This is a genomic window from Microcoleus sp. A2-C3 (assembly GCF_036706065.1).
In the GTDB taxonomy this organism is placed as follows: domain Bacteria; phylum Cyanobacteriota; class Cyanobacteriia; order Cyanobacteriales; family Microcoleaceae; genus Microcoleus.
The window spans coordinates 25,315-46,051 of record NZ_JAUBVX010000051.1; the positions used below are offsets into that span (position 1 = coordinate 25,315).

Sequence of the window (20,737 nt, forward strand, 5' to 3'; positions counted from 1 at the left end):
CTCCTCAAAAACCCGGTTTTTGAGGAATCGCCCGAAACGGCCCCTACTTCCAATTCGTAACTTCCAACTAGCAACTCCTGACTGCTGCTGTCCCATTGCCGAACTTCTAAAGGCTTGGAAAGATATTTCTTAGAAAGCTATCCGGGTAATACAATGAGATTGAGAAACATGAAAACAGGGAAACCTTGTCAAACTTTAGCAACAGGATCAAACTTATGCGTGTAACTACTGTTACGATTTTCAGCTTGCTCGCTCTGCTCGCTCCAGGGCTGACTAAAAAGGCAAATGCAGCCTTCGAGTCCAAACCCTTTGTGCAGGAACAACAGTATCGCAGAGACTTTACAGCTCCCGCCGATCCAGGTGCGTCGGTACAGCCCGATGCGAATTCCCAAGGAGATATGTTTAACAAGCCTTTTTATGCAGGGGAGCAAAAGCCTGTCAGAAAGGAAAAAACTATCTCAGCAGGAGCAGACGGCCCAGAAGTTGCGGCCATACAGCAGCGGTTGCAAGTTCACGGTTTTGCGATCGGGACGATCGACGGTTCCTATGGTTCTCGCACCACATCTGCTGTCAGTTCTTTTCAGAAGTCTAAAAGCTTGAACTCCGACGGGATCGTGGATAAACAAACTTGGACAGCTTTAGCAGCAGATCCGGCGCGGGCTCCTGAAAAATTGCAGAGCGATGCTCCAATTCAGAACAGCGATTCAATTCAGAGCAATGCTCCAACTCAGAACAGCGCTCCTGTTCGCGGCAATCCTGCAACTGCTCTGACTAAAGGTGCTGCTGGTTCCAAGGTGAAGACGCTACAGGTGCGTTTGGAAATACAGGGTTACGAGCCGGGCCCGATTGACGGCATTTTTGGCGCTCGCACTGCTACGGCTGTCAAGAAATTTCAGGAGTCTAAGGGTTTGACGACTGATGGCGTGGTGGACGAAATCACCTGGAAGGCGATCGGGCAAAACTAAGTGACGAGTCCGAAATTGGGAAAATTCCTGTGGCAATAACTCATCATTGAACCCGGTGTCCAAAAATGACCGGGTTTCTCGATGTTGACATATCGCTATGTTGTATGTTAGGATAGTTGAATGTCCAAATGCGGATATGGCGAAATTGGCAGACGCGCCAGATTTAGGTTCTGGTTCCGAAAGGAGTGAAGGTTCAAGTCCTTTTATCCGCATAGAATATCCGGCGGTTGAAACCGCTTCTATACAAACAAAACCCGCTTCCGCGGGTTCAAGAGTGATCAGTTAAAATCACCAGATTCTATTAATTATCCTCAGTCCGCAGAGGCGGACTTCGTTTGTGTAGACGCGGTTTCAACCGTACGTCGTATCTTAAAACCAGCGCTTTTTCAGTTTCTTTAAGTGCGATCGCCTCAAATTGTCCACCAATTTCCGCAACTGAGCCAAATTTCCCGCTTCACCGCCATACTTCCAGCGCACATAAGCCTGCGAAACTTCCTCAATTACCTCAGCTTCATCAGTTGGATGATTGCCGCGCATTGCCTCAGCATACTCCAAAGGCGTTTGAGCTTTCTGCTTGGCAAATCCCCGACTTGCCAAATCCTTCAGCATTTGCTGATAAACTCCCTCCACCGGCGGCAATTTCCCTAGCCAGCGCCGGTAGCGCCATTTGCGCCAACCTTCCCAAATTAACCAGCCAATAAAGCCAAAGCCGATCGCACTAATCAACCCAGTAAACAACCCCACCCAACCCTTAGCAAACTGTCCCATAAACCAGCCCAGAATCAAACTGATCCAGCCAATCACAAAACCGATAACTGAATCGAGCCCGCTTCTGAGAGGCGTCGGTAGCCAACCCGCGATCCACTTCCAAAACGATTCGATCGCGCTAAAAGTCTGGTTGTCTTCCACCGAAGCCGGAATCAGCGGATAACCGGGAATCGGATTAAAAGCGAACCAGCCGTAATTAGGAAAATATACCTCCGTCATCAAAAAAGCGTCAGTATTTTTCACAACATACAAACCAGTAAACGGGTTGAATTCCCCCGTATCGAAACCGCCAGCCATTCGCGCCGGAATCCCGATCGATCTGAGCATAATAGTCAGTACCGTCGAAAAATGGTCGGGATATCCGCCTGTAACTTTTTTGCCGTCTTGCGTGTTTTGATAGCCAAACAGAAAACCCTCGACTAAATCTTCACTTTCCTCTAAATAAGGCAAAGCTTTTACAAGTTTGTAGTTCGGGTTTTGCTTCAAATATTGAGCTAAGTACAAAGCTTTTTCGTAAGGAGAATCGATCGCCCTGTCCGACTTAGCCACTCTTGTTCTCGCCAACAAAATTTCTTCAGTTTTTTCTCGCACCTTGGCGGCAATTTTCGGCGGCAAATCCAAATAGAACTTGCGAACATTTTTCGGGTAATTAGTACCAGTTTGCCCCAACAAAGAGCGATCGCGAAAAGGTACGTTAGAAATCACCGTATATGTCAAACCATCCGCCAATTCCACAGGCGATCGCAAACCTCCCTCCGCATCAATCGCCACTTCCGTCGTCGGAAAATAAAGTTCCTTCGGCTTGCTTAAAGCCGGAATCAAATTCGGCAACTGAGCAAGAATAGTATAACTTTGAATCACCTCTTGAGTGCGAGGTGCATTGGGAAAAGGATTCAGATAAAATTGATAAGACCAGCGAGGTCGATTCACCTTAAAAGCTTGTTCGTTGCGAGAAATTTCCCAACCCTGACCAGTGTATTTGTCAAAGCCTAACACCCGCCAAAAACCCGCCGCCTGCGATCGCACGCGCATCACCACTTGAGGTTTCATTTCCCCCCGCAAATTTTGATTGATGCGCTGGTTGAAACCGTAATAAAAAGTAGAGTCCACATCTCCTGGCCCTTTGTCTGGGTTTCTCCCCCTTCCTCCGCCAGTTCCTTTTTGATTTCCTCCCTTGACATACCCCGGATTCAGAATGCTGCGCGAGTCAAACTCCCCCTGATATTGAATGGGAGCACTCACGGGAAAAGTCCGCAATTGATAGCCGGGGAGGCGCGGCAAAAACGCAAAAATACTCAGTCCCAACCCGACAGTTATCAGCAGCAGCCAACCAAAATACTTGGGGGATAAAGTAGCAGCAAATAACGACCAGTTGTTATTTTTTCCTTTACCTTCTGTCGAATCGCGAATGCTTTCTAGCTTCGTCGATGATAGTCCCAAGCGCGATCGATAATCCAGCACCAAAGTTGGCAGCGCTAAAGCCAAAAACACCAACAGCAGCGGCCCAAAAGTCAGCGTTTGGCTGATCGTCGCTGCTACACTCAACAGAATCAGCCCGATGACGATCGAATAGCCCAAATCCTTGCGGCGGGGCAAATCGAAGCTGTGCAGGACTTGAATGTTAATTAACAGTTGCGCCAAAACTAACCGCGTATCGTTTAATTCTCCTACCAAACGGGTAAAAAAAGCGAACAGCGCCACCAGCATGGCAATAGCTATGCAGAATTTAGCAGCTATATTGCGATCGCGGCGGCGATACCAACTCCAAGTTGCTCCCACAATACTGACAGGCACAGCCCACAGGTTCAGGCTTTCTTCAGCAGCAACGTCAGTAGCTACAATTCCCACAATTACCAACAACTGAACCAGGATTCGCAGCAGTAAAGAATCCTCAATCACCGGCGGAGGCATTGCCTCAATCTGCTCCCACAGCTTACCTAAAACAGGTATCTTTCGCAGGTTATCAGTTGTCATGTGCACCCATCCAAGTCAGTCTATTTTAGATTTTGGATTTTAGATTTTAGATTTTCTCGCAGCTTTGAATCTGGGAGGGCTTTAACTAATTTCTAAAATTTTTGGCTTTCCACGACAGAAGTCGGGGGATTGCATTTGTTTTTGTGTGAGGTCAAACCGCAGAGTAAAACATACATTGTTTACTCTAATTTTACCAGAAAGAATTGGTTTAAAGCCTCTTCCTTGTAGGCAAAAATTAAAATCAGACTATTCATTACTCCAATCCTCTTCCTTCCAAATAGAGGTAGCTGTCAACTGTCAACTGTCAACTGTCAACTGTCAACTGAACTTTCTATTTGCTGTTTTGTCTTCACAAAGTTGGACGAATAGCAAACATCAGAGGTCGGCTATCGAAGTTTTGGAATCTCACTTCTAGAGCATAAGTCTTGTCAGGTTGCGGGTCAAACAACTCTACACTTAAATGCCCGGAATTCGGACGATGTGCAGTTGCTTCGGCATCTCCTCCCTTGAGTTCCAAACTTCCTCCCCCAGGAAATTCGCACTCAACTCTTAAACACGGCCTTGGTGGTTCTGTATTGCGGTTCGATAGGTATTGAGCTTGCAGAGTCAGCGAGCCCAAAGCAGTCAGCCACTCCCGCGAAACCGGGGGCTGATTTACAGGACAATTCAAAGTTAAAGACTCAATGATTTGTCGGGCGGCCAACAGCGACATTAGCATTTGTTGATCGGTAGTTGCCTCGGAGTAATTCGGTAAATCTTCTACTTCTGAAGCTGTAATTCCTCTGGCCGCACCCATGAGTACAAAACCAGCTAATTCGTTAAGTTCCTGAGACTGGCCCGGAAACAAACTATCTACAGCGCGAACTAACTTCGCACCTTCCCGCAGCGACGACATTACCAGTTCCTGACAAGGTTCTAGCAGTTGAGCAAAAACCCCTTGGGCGATCGGAATTGGCAGGCGACCCCATCTAATATTTTGTAGTTGGGGAGTCCAGATATGTAGGGGGGGAACCCATTGGGGGGCTACATCGTCTGGGTAGTCGTGTTCGTAGCTTTTGATTTCTGTTTCCCAGGGGAACAGTGGCGGGTTGGATTCAATTTCGGCTCTAAGCCTTTGTTTTAACAAGGTCTGAAAACGGTCTTGCACGGTCGGTATATCTCCAATAGTCAGCGGTTGTGCGGGTGCATTGCTGTGCGCCCCCACTTGATAATCCAGCGGGTCTGGTTCGTCCCATTCCCAGTATTCCACCCCAGAATTCTCTTCGTCGCCCCACTCTTCTGAGGGATGGGGCTGATTGAGGTTGTCATGATCTTCGCTAGAGGTATTCGCGATTGGCGCCTGCAATATCCAGTCTAAGAAATGGCGATCGAAAGCCTCTGCATCCCTGTTCGTTTCGTTATTCATCAGTAGATGCCCCTTCTCCGGAATCTGAACGATTTCGCAATTCCCAGGCAAGTTCGAGTAATTTAAACCACCGTTTCTGTACCTGGGCTACCGTGCTGCCGAGGGTTTGCGCGATCGCTGACTCTGACAGACCCTGTTGTTTCAACTTTAGCAAACGCTGTCCCTCTGGGCCAATTTGCTCACCAAAAATTTGCCACTCAGAAGGCAGTAAACCCAGATTGCGATCTAAGTCTGCTTCCAGCCACTGGTGAACCAGTTCCCAGCGGTGCGACATGGCAAACCTGAGCAAATGGTACTTGAAGCGCTGCTGCAAATAGTCCCTTTGGCGCGGAGTTATGTTTAGAAGCGACTCTATTTCATTAGTCGGCAAGTCTTGCAAGCGCAATATGAAATAATCGGCGCATTCTTGTTGGTTGCGCTCTTTCAAGTAAGCGACTAATTCGTCAATCACATTTTGGCGCAAAGATTCTGACTCGTCGCCTTGGGGGCGAATTGCCGAGGAACCCTGTCCCGCCATTGCTTCCCGCACCGAGTGCACCGAGGTGTCGTTCCAAGTTTGGTCGGAATCTGAAGCCCCACCGTCGGCGGCTTGTTCCATATCCACGGAGGTTTCTTTGGGTTGTTGCTGGGAAAAGGTTTGGGCCCGCAAAATAATTAGTTGCTGGCTCCGGTTGCGAGGCAAAGGAATGCGCCGCTTGCCGAAACGCTCTACAAAAGCCATGTACTCTGCTAGTTCTAAGCGAGTGCGGGGACTGTAGGTAGGTGGCAGTTGGGTTTCCCGCCGGAATGCCTTTAAAGCTTCCAGATAAAATCCCTGCAAGAAATCTTTGATCAGTTCTACTCGCGCCTGATAGCTAGACTGCACCTGGGGAGGGGTGATGTAGCGATAGACGATCGCGCTGAGGGTACTGTGCAATTCTACTCGCCCGGGCCCGGAGCCTAAATTTTCATAGTGGAGACATTGTTGCAAGCGGTGCCGGGCGAGGCTCTCGGCTGCACCTTCTATGTCTCCTGAGTCTTGAATCCGCTGACTTTCTGTGCATATCCTGGTGACTTCTGCTGCGAGTCGCCCTGCTACATCTTGGCAATTCTGCTCAGACGCGCGAGTGGACTTTTTGAGTTCGTCTAACAGCAGTTGAAATATGGTTTCCACGCTCTGGCAGATTTCCCGCATGATTGTTTACAGCTCACATTGAAATTAGCACACTCTGGTACGTTAAATTTGGGATTTTACATTTTATAGTGGGCAGTGCTAGGTATCACATACTTGCACCTGCACCTGTTACCGTGAAATTCTTAAACTCAAATCTCAAATTAACTGACTAATGGATTTAGATCTACAGATTCGATCGCTGATCGACAAAGCTCCGCCTGACGGTTCGACGCCACAAATCTTAGAGGCGATCGCCCCGGCGCTGGTTTTAATTGCCCAACAGCTACAGCACCTCGAATACTCGATCCTGCAATCGGTAGACGAAAGTTGGGCGATCGTGGTTTTGAGCAATCTCAAGCAACCGGGACGGGAGAAGAAGGTGATTTATGCTTTTCCTACTTTTCAAGATGCTTCCTCCGCTGCGGCGGCTGGGGGCGATCGCGTGAGGCCGGTGCCTTTGCCTGTCACTCACATTTTATTTCAGATGATCGCTCTAGAAGGTCTCGACAGCATTGTTTTTTTTGAAAATCCCGGCAATCAGGAAGTCGGGACGGAAATCCCTCGCCAGCAAGTGCAGGACTTAATTAACCTTTACTTGCAACAGTATCGATCGGCTCCACCGCCAGATATTGCATAAATATAGCCTTTCTCAAGGGCCATGAGGCACTGGACGGTAATTGGTAATTGGTAATTGGTAATCGGTAATATGTCATTGCTCGCGCTCTCCCGAATTCACTTAAGAAGCGCCATAACTCAATTTCTTATGAATTGGCAATAGGAAATTCCCCACTACCAATTCCCCATTACCAATTCCCCCTACCATGCAACTTTTTAACCTCTAATACAGCCTGCTCAAAACATAATCTGCCAAATCAATCAAGGCTTGACGGGACTCTGAATGGGGCAGCGCCGCCAAGTATTCGACGGCTTTTTGGGCGTGATTTGTGGCTAGTTCTCGCGATCGCTCTATGCCTTGAGAATCTTCTACCAGTGCCAGGGCCTGCTCTATATCTCCTTCTTGGGCGAACTCCCGTTCTATGAGAACTTCCAAATAAGGCTTTTCTTCTAGGGCAAATAGCGCTGGCGCTGTCAGATTACCGCTGATTAGATCCGATCCTGCGGGTTTCCCCAAAGTTTCCGTTGAAGCAGTGAAATCCAATATATCATCTACTATTTGGAAGGCTAAACCAATGTTGCGACCGTAGTTGTACAAATCGTCTGCTATTTCCGCTGAAACCTCGCTCAAACAGCCCGCTGCTTTAGAACTGTTGGCAATTAAAGACGCTGTTTTGTAATAACTTTTTTCTAAGTACGCTTCGATCGACAAACTGGTGTCAAATCCATTTAGTCCCTGTTGAATTTCCCCCTCAGCTAAATCCATAATCACTTCTGAAAGCAGTTTGACTACTGGCAGATTGTCCAGATTTGCCAAGTGCCAACTCGATTGAGCAAACAGAAAATCTCCCGCCAATACTGCCACTCGGTTGTTAAACCGACTGTGTACCGTCGGTACTCCCCGCCGCAGATCGGACTCGTCCACCACGTCGTCGTGGACTAGACTGGCTGTGTGGATCATTTCGGTGATTTCCGCGAGGCGGCGGTGTTTTTCGGTGATTTCCCGATCGGGCATTGTCGCCTTGGCCATCAACAAGACTATTGCGGGTCTCACCCGTTTTCCCTTTGTGCCGAATAAGTATTCCGCAGCCGCGTACAAGATGGGATGACGGGCACCCACTAACTGTTTCAAGTTTTCTGTCAACAGTCGCAGGTCTTCTTCAACCGAGGAAAATAGGAGAGTGCTAGAGATCATGGATACGCCGACTCAAGCCGTAAAGTAACAAAATTTTACATATCATATCTTTATTTTAAGGTAATTCTCTGCAATAGGGAAGAAGAATCTAGGCGATCGGCAGTTATTTGTTGTCTGCCACCAGCTAGGACTGGCCCAACTGCCAGAGGCGGGTAGCCGACTGTCAGAGGGATTGTCCCTATTGTATCGAATTGTTAAGGACAGTGATCAAAAATATCTAAATCCCAGAAACCCTGTGCTATTATAGTTATTAAGGATTTAAACAATTCTATACATTAAGTACAGGCTGTACTTGAACCTAGCTGGCAGGTAGTTTTCAGATGCCTGTAAGAATTTCGTAGAGCCAGCCTTGTTAGTCGATCGCAGCGAAAATTTCTGGGACAGATTTTTAGTTCCTCGCGGCTAAAAACTTTCAGGAATTAAGACTAGCGCATGAGATGTGCACGGTAGCTCAAAGCAGCTAAAGTGGATGGTTTTACGCTGTTCAAGCATTTGTAAAGCAGTAAATCATTATTGACCCCGCCCAAAAACAGGTAGAAGCCGCGACAATCGTCGTGGAGATCCCAAAATTTTAGACATTAGTTGAAGCTCCCAGATTCATCTGCCGAGTCAATCTAAAATCTAAAATCTAAAATCGACTAACCGGGAACGCCTAAGTGTTCCGGGAAGCCTGATATGGAAAAGTAGCCTTCAGAACCAAGGCATAGTCTTGCGTGCTGACTTAATGTAGTAGGTCTTGAACTTGTCCCCCTCCTCCTCCTCGTCCTTGACTTTTGGTTCTAATTATGATTTATCGCGATATTCCTCTAATTATTCCCATTCTGGCCGCCGGTTATGTAATGACTATTTATATAGTGTTGATGTTGGCCGAACGTAGCTCTAAAATAACTCGATTGGGTGAGTAGTTAACAGCTTGTTAGCCGAATCCGGCCTCGCTCGCAATGGACTACTCGCTCAGAATTCCGAATACTCAATAATAACCCTGCCTTGACTGCTTGCGCACAAAGGCAGGGTTATTGTTTACAATTGCGGGCATCGTGATGTTTAGCGGTACGAGTGACGATCGATCTCTAGTTTACCGCGGAGTGCGATCGACCGACAGCCCGCAATCTTCAAGATACTCAAGGTGGAAATCGCCGATTTTTTCCACAAATATCCCCAAAGGCTACTCGAATTTACTGACGCTGCTGCCAAAATACCAGCCGCGGCTGTTTCAACCGAGAAAAACCCCAGATTAAAAGAGCTTTTGTTCGGCAGCTATCAAACAATTCTGTGGCAAATCATGAAACAGTAGCCGACACTTTAGTTGACATCGGCATTTACGACAATATCGAATCAATTTTGGAGCATCTCAATCAATGCAAAAAGCATTTTTTGACAGTGCGAGCTCGCAAGCGCTCGCGAGTCTTTTATTGATCGCGAGTTATACGAGTTCGCACTATAAATGCCAAAATGAGATAATCCCAATCAATTGGGTGCATCTCATTTTTGTCAAAAGCATTTTTTATGTTATGGAGCGTCCCCGCACGGGCTTATAGAAGCCCGTGCGAACTCGTATAACTCTCACTCTTAAAGCAAAACTGAGATGCACCCAACGACTTTTACCGCGCCAATTCCGATCGCCATTTAGCCCTATCGCACTAGAAATCATACCGATGCGCGACAAAAAATGCAACTTTAGACTGATGTCAAACCTGGATTTCGGTCAGCGTGCCATCACTGTCAAATATCAAATCTAAAATGGTATTAATTGCGGGCTCTGCCTGGATCTCTCCCCCTTGATTTACCCATGTCAACCACAGTTTCTGATACCCAAAGCTTGCTAAAACAGGCGATCGACCCCAAACTGCCGGTGCTGCCTCCAGACACATTGAAAGTTGCGATCGCCGCGATGACTCAGGCGAGCGCCAGTTGCGTTTTGATCGCGTTTGAACAGCAACTGATCGGCATTTTTACGGAGCGCGATGTTGTGAAAATAACTGCTAACGAAATACCACTAGCAGGGATGATAATTGCTGAGGTAATGACTCAAAGACCGATCGCCATTTCCCTCGATCAAGCGGAGAATATCTTCAAGGTATTGGACATATTGCGATCCTCTTCGTTGGCGTAGCCCCCGTAGGGGCGGGCTGCGCTAACGGCAAAAATCCGTCACTTGTCCCTCACAGACGCACGCGGAAACTTGCTGGGCGTCATCACCGGCGAAAGCATCCGTCAAATCCTGGAAGCGGGCGACTTGCTGCAAATGCGACGCGCCCAAGAAATTATGACCGCAGAAGTAATAGTTGCCTCAACTAGCACCTCAGTTTTAGAAGTCGCAAAACAGATGACAACTCAGCGCAAAAGCTGCATAGTCATTTGCAATGAGTGCGACAATAAAAAGCAGAAACCTGTGGGCATAATTACAGAATGGGACATTGTTAAATTCCAAGCTGCCGGACTCGATTTTGCTGGCACTCGCGCCGCCGCCGCGATGAATTTTCCGCTGATACCTTTGCAAGGAGAAGCCACATTGTGGGAGGCTCACCAGTTCATGCAGCAGCACCACATCCGGCGCTTGGTGGTGGTGGACGAGGGAGGATATTTAGCCGGAATTATCACCCAAAGTACCCTGCTGCACGCCTTAGATCCGGTAGAAATGCACGCGAATGTCGAGCTTTTGCAGGAAACAGTTGCCGAAAATATCCTGGAGTTAAAAAAAGTGAACGAACAATTGCAAAAAGAAGCGCTGCGGAGAACCGAAGTAGAAGAACAGTTGCGGCTATTAAATGAAAATCTAGAAGAACAAATTAAACAGCGAACTTTAGAATTAATTAACACGAACAGTCAGTTAAAGAAGGAAATACAAGACCGCGCCACCGCTGAAGCTGAAGTCCGCCGCCTCAACACCGAACTGGAAGAGCGAGTTCGAGAGCGCACGGTTCAACTAGCAGCCAGCAACCAAGAATTACAGCAAAAAATTTGCGATCGCAAATTGCTAGAAGAAAAACTACACTTTTCTGAAACCAAAGTCCGCGCAGTTTTTGAAGCGATGACAGACATCGTTCTCGTGCTAGACATTCAGGGCAATATAGAAGTGTTGCCGACAAATACCACGGCAGTTTATGAGCCAGATTGCGATCTAGTCAGCCTGACAATAGAACATTTTTTTGACGATGACAACCCCGATGATTGGTGGATGCTAGTTCAACAAGTGTTAGAAACGCAACAAACACTCAATTTCGACTACAGCTTAGCAGTTGGCGGTCGCGAAATTTGGTTTTCCGCCTGCATTTCTATGTTCTCAACAGATGCAGTAATTTGGGTTGCCCGCAACATCAGCGATCGCAAACTAGCAGAGTCAGCATTGTCCCAAAAAAATACAGAATTAGCTCATACGCTGGAAGAACTGAAGCGCACTCAACAAGAACTGATTCAATCTGAAAAAATGGCTGCCCTCGGACAGTTAATTGCCGGAGTTGCTCACGAAATTAATTCTCCTTTAGGGGCGATTCGCTCCTCGGTGCAGAACATCGCCGACTTCTGGGCCGAACAATTGCACCAGTTGCCAATATTTTTCAAGCAACTATCCCCGGAACGGCAGCAGGATTTTTTTGCGCTGCTGCACAAGTCAAGTCAAGAAACAGACACCTTATCTAGTAAAGAAAAACGTCAGTTGAAAAAAAGTTTACAACGGCAATTAGAAGCAGAAAAAATTGACGACGCCGACAGCCTTGCCTGTACTTTATTAGATATTGGTATCTGCAATAATGTAGAACCTTTTTTACCTTTGTTGAAAGACCGCGAAAGTCCAAATATTTTACAAATCGCCTATGAATTTGCTACGGTACAAAAAAGCACTAAAAATATTGCTACTGCGACAGATCGGGCAGCCAAAATCGTTTTTGCATTGAAAAGCTACTCTCGTTACGACCAGTCTGGTTCCAAGGCGAACGCTAATATTACCGAGGGCATTGATACTGTTTTAACGCTTTACCACTATCAAATCAAACACGGTGTGGAAGTCGTCAGAAACTATGGTACTGATTTGCCCTCTGTGCTATGCTATCCTGATGAACTAAATCAAGTTTGGACAAATTTGCTTCACAATGCTTTACAAGCGATGGGCAACAAAGGAGTGTTGAAAATTGATGTCAAACACCAAAATAACGCGATATCAGTCAGTATAACCGACAACGGCCCCGGCATTCCCCCAGAGATTATGCCGAGAATTTTTGAACCGTTTTTCACGACTAAACCTCCAGGAGAAGGCACTGGTTTGGGATTGGATATTGTCCTGAAAATTATTGAAAAACATCAAGGTAAACTGCAAGTAGAAAGCGTGCCAGGTCAAACCAAATTTACTGTATATTTGCCTATTGAAATCACTGATGGCAATTAAAAACCTGGGGTCAAATGCCCTGAAGAATTAAATAGAAGTGAAAAAAAATATGCCCAAGCCAGTAATTTTGTGTGTTGACGATGAAGTTGTAATCTTAAACAGTTTAAAAATCCAACTTAAAAAGGAATTTGGCGATGTTTACCTCTATGAAGTAGCAGAAAATGCCGATGAAGCTCTGGAAATTATCGAGGAAATTCAAGAAGAAGATGAAAGCGATATTTTGGTCATAGTATCTGACTGGTTGATGCCGGGTATTAAAGGAGATGAATTTTTGATCCTGGTTCACCAAAAATATCCCAAAATCGTGAAAGTCATGCTGACCGGGCAAGCCGACGCAGTAGCAATAAAACGGGTGAAAGAGCAGGCAAACTTGCACCGCTGTTTGTACAAGCCGTGGGATAGCCAAGAATTAGTAGAAACTATAAAATCTGGTTTGGCAAAAATATGAACAATAAACCTGTGATTATTTGCGTGGATGACGAACCTATCATCCTTGAAAGTTTGAAGATTGAGTTAAAAAAAGCCCTGGGAGAAGAACATTTATTAGAAACCGCTGAAGGCGGCGAAGAGGCTTTAGAGTTAATAGATGAATTACTGGCAGAGGGCTGCGAAATCGTGGCCCTGATTTCCGACTACCTGATGCCGAATATGAAAGGGGACGAATTGCTGAAGCAGATTCACAAAATTTTGCCCAAAACTATCAAAATTATGCTGACGGGGCAAGCAGACCTCGAAGCAGTGGCGAATACTATTAAATATGCTAAATTGTACCGCTACATATCGAAGCCTTGGCAGTCAGAAGATTTGAAGTTGACCTTAAAAGAAGCGGTCAACAGCTATTTTATGGAGAAGCAATTAGCTGAACAAAATACTCAACTCCAAAAGCTGAATCAAGAATTGGAAACTTTAGTTGAGGAGCGGACTGCACAACTGCGCTTGTCTGAGGAAAAGTTTGCTAAAGCTTTTCGTTCTTCTCCCAACCCGATTACTATTGCTAGACTTAAAGACGGTCGTTATTTAGAAGTTAATGAGGCTTTTTGCCAGACAATCGGTTATTCGGCAGCAGAAATTATCGATCGCACGGCGCTTGATTTCAATCTTTGGGAAAGCAAACCAGCCCGCGCCAAGTTGTTTGCAATGTTAGACGAACAAAAAATTGTTCGCAACTACGAATTTGATTGGCGCACTAAAACTGGAGAACTCAGAACCGGGCTGCTGTCAGCAGAAATCATTGATATTCATGGCGAAACCTGCGTGATTTCTGTGATTCAAGATATTAGCGATCGCAAATTAGCCGAACAAAAACTCCGAGCTGTAGCGGCCTCTTTAGCAGCAGCGCAAAGAATCGCCCGCCTGGGGAATTGGGAATGCGATTTCTCTGCCGATACAACTACTTGGTCGGAAGAATTATCTCATATTTTCGGTCTCGATGCAACCCAGGCTGCGCCCACACTAACTGAGTTTCCGCAATACGTGCATCCAGACGATCGCCCAAAATGGCAAACAACCATCGACGCTGCTATTGCTAGCGGGCAATCCTACACTTTAGAATATCGCATCCTGCGCCCGGAATCGACAATCGCTGCGGATCATCGCCTGTCACAAACAAGTGAAGGCGGCTTCATCCGCTACATCGAATCCAGAGGAGAAGCAATTGTCAACCAACAAGGACAAGTGACAAAACTCTTCACAACTTTGATGGATATTACCCCCCGCAAGCTAGCAGAAATAGCCCTAGCAGAGAGCGAAGAAAAATACCGTCATTTAGTTGAAACTTCCCAAGATATTATCTGGTCTTGCGATGCTGAAGGACACCTTACTTTTGTGAACCAAGCAGTCAAACAAATCTACGGTTATGATCCTGAAGAAATGCTCGGCTGTTCTTTTGGCGATTTCTTAGCTCCAGCACAAATAGACCGAAATATGGAACTTCAGCAGCGATTGCTGACGGGAGATGATGTCTTTCAGTACGAAAGTATAGTATTAGGAAAAGACGGCAGGCAGATTGATGTCAATACGAAGGCGATCGCGCGCTTGGACGCCGAAGGAAATATCACTGGCACAACAGGAACAGCCAGCGATATTACTGAGCGCAAACAAGCAGAAATAGCCCTGCAAAAAGCCAAAGAAGAAGCGGACAGAGCCAACAAGGCGAAAAGTGAATTCCTCTCGAATATGAGCCACGAATTGCGAACTCCCCTCAACGCAATTCTGGGTTTCAGCCAACTGCTGACCCGCGATACAGCCCTCGGTGCCGACCAACAGCAATACTTAGGAATTATTAGCCGCAGCGGGGAACATTTGCTCGTTCTGATCAACAATATTCTGCAAATGTCAAAAATTGAAGTTGGGCTGGTGACAGTTAATAACAGCACCTTTGACTTGCACAAAATGCTAAAAAATACTGAAGAAATGCTGAAGTTGCAAACAGATAAAAAAGGGTTGCAGTTGATTTGTGATTGTCCGCCCGACGTGCCTCAATATGTAGAAACAGACGAAAGCAAGTTGCGCCAAGTATTGATTAATGTGGTGGGAAATGCGATTAAATTTACGGCGGAAGGTGGTGTGAATTTGAGAATTAAGCATGAACTATTGGAAAATAAAAATCACGGACAGATTCCGCCAATTGACAATTGCTGCTTGCTATTTGAAGTTGAAGACACGGGGTCGGGGATTGCTGCGGCAGAAATGGATAATTTGTTTAAACCTTTTGCGCAAACAGAAAGCGGGAGAAAAGCTCAAGAAGGAACAGGTTTAGGCTTGCCGATCAGCAAACAGTTCGTGCAGTTAATGGGAGGGAAAATGACGGTGACAAGCAGTGTCGGTAACGGCAGCATTTTTAGATTTGACGTTAAGGTTTCGCTCCCTAATGCAGTGGAAATTCAGGTGGCTCAAACCGCTCGCCGCGTTGTGGGCCTGGAACCGGGACAGCCGGAATACAGGATTTTAGCTGTGGACGATCGCCTGGAAAGCCGTTTGCTGTTGTTCAGAATGTTGTCATCCCTCGGTTTTTCTGTGCGGCAGGCTGAAAATGGCCTTCAAGCTCTGTCGATGTGGTCGAGTTGGGAACCTCATTTGATTTGGATGGATATGCGGATGCCGGTGATGGATGGCTATGAAGCTACTAAACAGATTAAAGCGCATTTGAAGGGTCAAGCAACGGTGATTATTGCTCTGACGGCGAGTGCTTTTGATGAGGAGCGATCGGTTATTTTGTCTGCTGGTTGCGATGATTTTGTCGCGAAACCTTTTCGGGAGCAAGTGATTCTGGAAAAGATGGCTAAGTATCTGGGAGTTCGCTATGTTTACGATCGAGAAGCTTCACCGAGTTCTGATGCTGTGGCTTCCGGTGATGTTTCCGCGCACACTGGAACGCCTCCTTTGCCTTTTACGCTGAATGCTTCATTTTTTGAAGCTATGCCTTGTGAATGGGTTGATGAGTTGTACGCTGCTGCGGATGCGGTGGATAATGAGCGGATTTTTGCGCTGCTGTTGTTGATTCCTCCGATTCATGCTAGTTTCGGCAGTGCGATCGCCGATTTGGCGCATAACTTCCGGTGCGATCGGATTATTGATTTGATTGAGGAATTTAGAAATGTTTGAGGGAAGTTCGGCAACGGATTATATAACAGATTTAACGGATTTAACGAATGGATATTCAGTCGTAGAGTGCGTCGCCATGAAAAATTTCCAGAGAAATATCGACAATTTTATAGCGACGCACCTGACAAACTCTCGTTCGTGTAAAAATAACCAACATTTGTTTCGTAGCAATAATTTTTCCAATTGGTATTACTGGCATCTATCGTATTAAAAAAACCAGTTTCTTGGATTGGTGTGTGTAAGTGATATAAATATGAAAGTAGTTGATTTACGATCAAGTGCTATCATAACGATTTAACTGATTTTTTTCATAATTTCAGCAATTCCTAAGTTGGCAAAAAAAATACCTAGCGATGACCAGCAATCAAACAGAAGATAATAAAGGTAACATATTAATTGTTGACGACACTCCAGAAAACTTGCAAGTTTTATCGGCAACGCTGTCGGATCAGGGCTACAAAGTCCAGGGTGTAATTAATGGCAAAATGGCAATCAGAGCCGCGCGATCTAGTTCTCCCGACCTGATTTTGCTCGACATAAAAATGCCAGAAATGGACGGCTACGAAGTCTGTACGCAGCTCAGATCAGATCCGAAAACATCAGAAATTCCAATTATTTTTATCAGCGCTTTAGATGAAGTATTAGACAAAGTAACCGCCTTTAAAGTTGGATGCGTAGACTTTATCACAAAACCGTTTCATGTAGCAGAAGTTTTAGCGAGAATCGAACATCAACTGACTATCCAAAGACTGAAAAGACAATTGATCGATCGCAATATCGAACTACAACAAGAAATCATAGAACGCAAAAAAGCCGAAGAAGCCGCGGCCGCTGCATCCCTAGCAAAAAGTCAATTCGTTGCCAACATGAGCCACGAATTGCGGACTCCCTTGAACGCCATCCTAGGTTTTACCCAAGTCATGAGCCGCGACTCTTTGCTCAGCCACGAGAATATCGAAAATCTCCGAATTATCAACCGCAGCGGTCAACATTTGCTGGAACTAATTAACGATGTTTTAGACTTGTCGAAAATAGAAGCAGGGATAATTGGCTTAGATGAAAGTAGCTTTGACCTTTATCAACTCCTCGATACTCTCGAAGAGATGTTTCAAATCAAAGCTGAAACTAAAAATTTGCAACTGAGATTTTTCGTGCAGGCGGATGTTCCGCAATATATAAAAACTGACGAAAAAAAGCTGCGCGTCTGCTTGATCAATCTGCTGGGAAATGCCATAAAGTTTACGGAAAACTGCGGCAGTATTTGGCTGCGTGCGACCGTGCAAGGCAATCAGCAGTCGGGAAAATGGGAGATTTATCCTAACTCTAGTTTGGCAGAGGAATGTGTAATTTGCTTTGAAATTGAAGACACGGGAGTTGGCATAGCAGAAGGAGAAATTCACAAGTTATTTGAGGCTTTTGTGCAAACAGAAGCTGGTAAAAAAGCGGCTGACGGTACGGGATTGGGTTTGACAATTACCAAAAAATACGTAGAAATAATGGGGGGAGATATTGGGGTAGACAGTGTTTTAGGTGAGCGAACCACTTTTAAATTTAATATCCGAGTATTTCCCGCTGTTTCGTCTGAAATAACAGTGGCGACGTTGCAACGGGTAATGGAATTAGAAGCAGATCAACCGGTTTATCGGATTTTAGCGGTTGACGACAATCAAGAAAATCGGCTGCTGCTGGTTAAAATGCTGCAACCAATTGGTTTTGAAGTCCGAGAAGCGGAAAACGGCCTCCAAGCTGTTGAACTTTGGGAAAGTTGGCAGCCTGATTTAATTTGGCTGGATACGCGAATGCCAGTAATGGACGGTTTTGAAGCTGTCAGACAAATTAGAGCTAAAGAGAAAGAGAAACAAAATCAGCATCAGCGGCAAACTATAATTATTGCTCTGACTGCTAGCACTTTTGAGGAAAGAAAAGGCGAAATTATCGCCGCAGGTTGCGACGATTTTATACGGAAACCTTTTCAAGAACAAATCCTGTTTGATAAGATGGCTGCCTACTTGGGAGTGCGCTATATTTATCAAGAGTTGTCCGGGCTTCCTGTCGGGGCTTTACGGCGTTATTTTGTGAGCGAAAAACCGGATTCATTTTTCTGGCCGCTGCTGGCCCAGATGCCTCGAAATTGGGTGCAGGAACTCTACGATGCAGTTAATGATGTTAATGAAGAGTTGGCGATTCAAATTGTCGATCGCATTTGGGAAAGTCATCCAACTTTAGCTGAGGCTTTAAAAGATTTGCTGGCAGATTACCGACTCGACAGGATAATGGATTTAACTCAATCGATTTTAAAATAAATGGATCATCGTGAAATTAGGCGTTACTGATTTACGGTATGAAAGGCTAAATATGCAATTCATAAAAACCAGCGTCTACAAAGCTTCTGGATTTTAAAATTATTTATTTCATACCCTGATTAAGCAACGCCCAAATTTAGTGCTGTCTTGGCAAAAGAGTTCCCGTTTTGTGACGAACTAAATAGCATGGTTCGGCAAGCAAGCGCAGAAAGAACATGGTCGGTAATTTCCCTATTTTACGACAATTGCAGAAAGAAGAATCCTGGTAAGAAAGGATTTCCGCAATTTCAAAAATAGAATCGCTCAGTTGTATACAAAACTAGCGTTTGGAAATTAGCGTCAGATCGGAAATTTATCACATTCACCGACAAAAAAGGAATTGGAAAACTGAAGCTGAAAGGAACGCGCGACTTGCACTTCTATCAACCTACTCAAATCAAACGATTTAGGCTGGTAAAGATTTTGCTATGAAATTAGCTCTCCGGTGTCATCCAGTCCAACGACTGCGTAGCCTAGGTCTACTTGAGGATTAAAAACATGGTAAAAAATTGCTGTCTAGCCAAATCAATTAACGATGCTTCTTGGTATATGTTCCGGGTCTGGATGGAATATTTCGGCAAAGTATTCGGAAGAATTACGATTACTGTAACAGCCAGTGGAACAAGGCAAAAATGTTCTAGTTGCGGAACAATTATCAAGAAAAGTCTATCAACACGAACCCATGCCTGTCGGTAGAGTGTCAATTTTCTATTCCTGTATCAAAGTGAAGTCAGTAGTCCGCAGGCAGCATTCAACAGCCATTTATACGATTTTAGATTTTCAATTTTAGATTTTCAATTTTAGATTTGAAAATTTGAAATGACTAATGGCGATCGGGATTTGGATCGCGGGACAGCAGTTGCATTCTTTTTTGAAACTGGTTTGACTGCAACTGTAAAAATCTTTATCGTTTCTTTACACAAATCCTCAAAAAGTGTAGCATATTCACTGATGACATTGAGCGAAAGATCCATCAGTATAAATTAATACGGTTTAGGTAAGACTGATCCCCGTAACACCCCTTAACAAGGGGGGACAAGAGTATTCTCTTTCGTTCCCCTTCTGAAGGGGGATGCGAGGGGGATCTCCGAAAACAAACACTGTTAACCCAAGCGTATGGCAGTATAAATCTATTACCTCGATCCCTATACAACTTAAAATCAGCGGTGCGCGCCAGACTTGTCAGTTTGTTTCAACTGTATGCAGAGGATCTTGTTTTGGGATGCAGTAGTTTCCGTAGTAATTCGCGGACAAGCATTTCTGATGTCTTTGGTGTTTGAGGGTTCTCGGACAGACTGCCAAGTGAAACAAGTATTAGTGGTAAACCTTCGCAAATTATGCAAAAATCGTCAATTGCTGCAACACAAATTCAGTGTCGTCGGTCAGATTTGCCTGATGATGCCAACAGATGCTTTGCAGGCGATCGGAAACGGCTCCAAGTCCCGCCCACAAAATTCGTTAGTGAGGCAAAGACGTGAATTATCAAAATAAAAATGAAAATAAAAAATTTACTATTTTAATAGCAAACGATGATGAGGACACGCGCTTTTTGGTGAAGGAAGCACTGCGAGAAGTTCGATTAGCAATTAGTAGCGAATTTGTGGAAAATGGAGAACAAGTGCTAGACTATTTGTACCGTCGCGGTGAATATGCTGCTGGCAGCAATTGGCATCGACCAGATCTGATACTTTTGGATCTGAATATGCCGAGGCTTGACGGGCGAGAAACACTAACTTTGATGAGGTCTGACCCCAACTTGCAACAAATTCCGGTTGTGATTCTAACAACATCGCACCGCAGCGGAGATATCTTGCTTTGCTACCGCTTGGGTGCGAATTCTTTTATATCCAAACCAGTCACTTTTGAAGGATTGGTGGAAGTAATGAAGACTTTATGCCAGTATTGGTTTGTAATCGTTTCGCTCCCGCCCCAGGCTCTGTAAGCTTTAATTTAGGGCTAGATCGATACAGCAGTTCTCAGAAAGATGAGGTATGGCAAATTCTCCTACAATCACTAGGAAGAAGATGCACTGCGGGCGATTATTTTTACCTCCAGAAACCTCAGTCAGCTTATAGGAACTACCAATTACCCATGACCAATTACCCATGACCAATTACCCATTACTAATTACCCATTACCAGACATACCTCATCTTTCTGAAAAAGGCTATAGTTTGAGTGTAAACTGAATTTTATAGACCGACATATTGCTGCAATACGATTCTATTAAGCCCGATCGCCCCTTGCCAAGGCCACGGTGCAATACTTCTCGGTTAAGCCCTATCGTCAAGTAAACTGGTGTTGATTCGTGGATCAGCGAGGGTAAAATTGATGGCA

General features: G+C 45.3%; 16 protein-coding genes, 1 tRNA gene and 1 pseudogene. 12 read left to right on the forward strand and 6 right to left on the reverse strand.

Annotated elements, in window-relative coordinates; all coding sequences use genetic code 11:
* Window positions 1-215 precede the first annotated feature (215 nt).
* Window positions 216-965, forward strand: coding sequence for a peptidoglycan-binding domain-containing protein (locus QUB66_RS23340; protein ID WP_265233377.1), 750 nt, complete (start codon window positions 216-218; stop codon window positions 963-965).
* 130 nt (window positions 966-1,095) lie between these two features.
* Window positions 1,096-1,177, forward strand: a tRNA-Leu gene (locus QUB66_RS23345).
* 157 nt (window positions 1,178-1,334) lie between these two features.
* On the opposite strand, the gene QUB66_RS23350 is transcribed toward QUB66_RS23345, so the two are convergent.
* From QUB66_RS23350 to hetZ, 3 genes are all read right to left on the reverse strand, one after another.
* A complete protein-coding gene (locus QUB66_RS23350) occupies window positions 1,335-3,707 on the reverse strand; it encodes a transglutaminaseTgpA domain-containing protein (protein ID WP_332969867.1) in 2,373 nt (790 codons plus the stop codon).
* Between the two features lie 349 nt (window positions 3,708-4,056).
* Window positions 4,057-5,112 carry a hypothetical protein gene (locus tag QUB66_RS23355; RefSeq protein ID WP_265233374.1) on the reverse strand — a complete coding sequence of 352 codons (1,056 nt, stop codon included), beginning with the start codon at window positions 5,110-5,112 and terminating at the stop codon, window positions 4,057-4,059.
* A complete protein-coding gene (gene hetZ, locus QUB66_RS23360) occupies window positions 5,105-6,286 on the reverse strand; it encodes a heterocyst differentiation protein HetZ (RefSeq protein WP_265233373.1) in 1,182 nt (393 codons plus the stop codon). The genes QUB66_RS23355 and hetZ overlap by 8 nt, the downstream gene beginning before the upstream one ends.
* A gap of 151 nt (window positions 6,287-6,437) precedes the next feature.
* Here hetZ and QUB66_RS23365 point away from each other — a divergent pair, with 151 nt between their 5' ends.
* The gene (locus tag QUB66_RS23365; protein WP_265233372.1) at window positions 6,438-6,902 is read left to right on the forward strand and encodes a hypothetical protein; all 465 of its coding nucleotides are present in this window, start codon (window positions 6,438-6,440) and stop codon (window positions 6,900-6,902) included.
* Between the two features lie 201 nt (window positions 6,903-7,103).
* On the opposite strand, the gene sds is transcribed toward QUB66_RS23365, so the two are convergent.
* Entirely contained in the window at window positions 7,104-8,075 is a 972-nt protein-coding gene (sds, locus tag QUB66_RS23370) for a solanesyl diphosphate synthase (protein WP_332969866.1), read from the reverse strand.
* A gap of 1,016 nt (window positions 8,076-9,091) precedes the next feature.
* Between sds and QUB66_RS23375 the strand changes: the two genes are divergently transcribed.
* From QUB66_RS23375 to QUB66_RS23395, 5 genes are all read left to right on the forward strand, one after another.
* On the forward strand, window positions 9,092-9,313 hold the full coding sequence (locus QUB66_RS23375) for a hypothetical protein (RefSeq protein WP_332969865.1): 222 nt from the start codon (window positions 9,092-9,094) through the stop codon (window positions 9,311-9,313).
* Between the two features lie 551 nt (window positions 9,314-9,864).
* Complete coding sequence (locus QUB66_RS23380) at window positions 9,865-10,188, forward strand: CBS domain-containing protein (RefSeq protein ID WP_265233369.1); 324 nt, start codon at window positions 9,865-9,867, stop codon at window positions 10,186-10,188.
* A 42-nt stretch (window positions 10,189-10,230) separates the two neighbouring features.
* A complete protein-coding gene (locus QUB66_RS23385) occupies window positions 10,231-12,456 on the forward strand; it encodes an ATP-binding protein (protein ID WP_265233368.1) in 2,226 nt (741 codons plus the stop codon).
* Window positions 12,457-12,505: 49 nt separating this feature from the next.
* Entirely contained in the window at window positions 12,506-12,904 is a 399-nt protein-coding gene (locus QUB66_RS23390; RefSeq protein WP_265233367.1) for a response regulator, read from the forward strand.
* Window positions 12,901-16,059 carry a PAS domain S-box protein gene (locus tag QUB66_RS23395; protein WP_265233366.1) on the forward strand — a complete coding sequence of 1,053 codons (3,159 nt, stop codon included), beginning with the start codon at window positions 12,901-12,903 and terminating at the stop codon, window positions 16,057-16,059. Before QUB66_RS23390 ends, QUB66_RS23395 begins: the two co-directional genes overlap by 4 nt.
* Before the next feature lie 55 nt (window positions 16,060-16,114).
* Here QUB66_RS23395 and QUB66_RS23400 read toward each other — a convergent pair whose 3' ends face one another.
* Window positions 16,115-16,258, reverse strand: coding sequence for a hypothetical protein (locus QUB66_RS23400; RefSeq protein WP_332971281.1), 144 nt, complete (start codon window positions 16,256-16,258; stop codon window positions 16,115-16,117).
* Between the two features lie 154 nt (window positions 16,259-16,412).
* On the opposite strand from QUB66_RS23400, the gene QUB66_RS23405 reads away from it, so the two are divergent.
* The 4 genes and pseudogenes from QUB66_RS23405 (at window position 16,413) to QUB66_RS23420 (ending at window position 20,343) form a co-directional block, all read left to right on the forward strand.
* Complete coding sequence (locus tag QUB66_RS23405) at window positions 16,413-18,362, forward strand: response regulator (RefSeq protein WP_332969864.1); 1,950 nt, start codon at window positions 16,413-16,415, stop codon at window positions 18,360-18,362.
* Between the two features lie 123 nt (window positions 18,363-18,485).
* A pseudogene (locus QUB66_RS23410) lies at window positions 18,486-19,094 on the forward strand (zinc ribbon domain-containing protein); the annotation flags it as partial.
* A 507-nt stretch (window positions 19,095-19,601) separates the two neighbouring features.
* Window positions 19,602-19,892, forward strand: a complete 291-nt coding sequence (locus QUB66_RS23415) for a hypothetical protein (protein ID WP_265233363.1) — start codon at window positions 19,602-19,604, stop codon at window positions 19,890-19,892.
* Window positions 19,876-20,343 carry a response regulator gene (locus QUB66_RS23420; RefSeq protein ID WP_265233362.1) on the forward strand — a complete coding sequence of 156 codons (468 nt, stop codon included), beginning with the start codon at window positions 19,876-19,878 and terminating at the stop codon, window positions 20,341-20,343. The genes QUB66_RS23415 and QUB66_RS23420 overlap by 17 nt, the downstream gene beginning before the upstream one ends.
* 3 nt (window positions 20,344-20,346) lie before the next feature.
* On the opposite strand, the gene QUB66_RS23425 is transcribed toward QUB66_RS23420, so the two are convergent.
* Window positions 20,347-20,508 carry a hypothetical protein gene (locus tag QUB66_RS23425; protein WP_265233361.1) on the reverse strand — a complete coding sequence of 54 codons (162 nt, stop codon included), beginning with the start codon at window positions 20,506-20,508 and terminating at the stop codon, window positions 20,347-20,349.
* Window positions 20,509-20,737: the final 229 nt, after the last annotated feature.